Origin of the sequence: Pseudogemmobacter sonorensis (genome assembly GCF_042762395.1) — a bacterium.
Taxonomy (GTDB): Bacteria; Pseudomonadota; Alphaproteobacteria; order Rhodobacterales; family Rhodobacteraceae; genus Pseudogemmobacter; species Pseudogemmobacter sonorensis.
Genome location: NZ_JBEFZE010000088.1, coordinates 1 through 1,167, shown reverse-complemented (window position 1 = coordinate 1,167; position 1,167 = coordinate 1). Strand labels below are relative to the sequence as shown.

General features: G+C 68.8%; 1 protein-coding gene. It reads left to right on the top strand.

Annotated elements, in window-relative coordinates; translation table 11 throughout:
- Positions 1-202: 202 nt before the first annotated feature.
- Positions 203-1,167 (top strand): MFS transporter (locus ABNX41_RS21835; RefSeq protein WP_438671780.1); only part of this gene is annotated, 965 nt, incomplete at its 3' end.

Below are 1,167 nucleotides of genomic sequence, written 5' to 3'. Positions count from 1 at the left end.
TTCCTCGGCATCCGGGATTCCACCGTCTCGCAGCATCTCGCGCTGCTGCGCCGCGACCGGATCATCGCCGGGCGCCGCGACGGGCAGACGATCTGGTACCGGATCGAGAGCGTGGCGGCGCGCGAGGTCATGCAGGTGCTCTACAACACCTATTGCGGCGCCGGGGGCTGATCCTCCCGCCGCTACTGCATTGGAGCCCGATATGACCGGCACGGCGGTTTTCCGCAGGAACCTCATTGTCCTGACCATGGCGCAATCGCTGGGGGCCGCCAGCCCGCCGATCGTGATCTCGCTCAGCGGGCTGGTGGGGCAGCAACTGTCGTCGGATCCGGCGCTGGTCACCCTGCCGGTCAGCCTGTTCAACCTCGGCCTCGCGATGGGAACCCTGCCGGCGGCGGCGGTGATGCGCGGCTTCGGACGGCGCAACGGCTATCTTCTGGGGGCGCTGATCGGGGTGATCGCCGGGCTGACCGCCGCCTTCGGCATCGCGCGCGAGAGCTTCGCGATCTTCTGCACCGGCACCTTCGCGGCCGGTTTCTATGCGGCCTATGTGCAGAGCTACCGTTTCGCCGCCACGGATACCGCCGGCAGCGATACCGAAAGGGCGCGCGCGATCTCCTGGGTGATGGTCGGCGGGCTGATCGCCGCCGTGATCGGCCCGCAACTGGTGATCTGGACGCGCGAGGCACTGCCCGGCACGCCCTATGCGGGCAGTTTCCTCAGCCAGGCCGCGCTGGCTCTGATGGCGCTGCCGGTGCTCGTGCTGCTGCGCGCGCCCCGGCCGGTGCGGGGCGGGGCGACGTCGGGGGGCGGGCGCAGCGTGGGCCAGCTTCTCGCTTCGCCACCCTTCCTGCTGGCCGTGGCATCGGGCGTGGTGTCCTACGGGTTGATGGCCTTCGTCATGACCGCGGCCCCCATTGCCATGGTCGGGCACGGCCATTCGGTCGACCATGCCGCACAGGGCATCCAGTGGCATGTGCTGGCGATGTTCGCGCCCAGTTTCGTCACCGGCCGGCTGATCGCGCGTTTCGGCAAGGAGCGGGTGACGGCATCGGGCCTCGTCATCATCGCGCTGTCGGCGATCTTCGCGCTTGCGGGGCTGGACATCTTCCACTTCTACGTGTCGCTGATCCTTCTGGGCATCGGCTGGAACTTCGGCTTCATCGG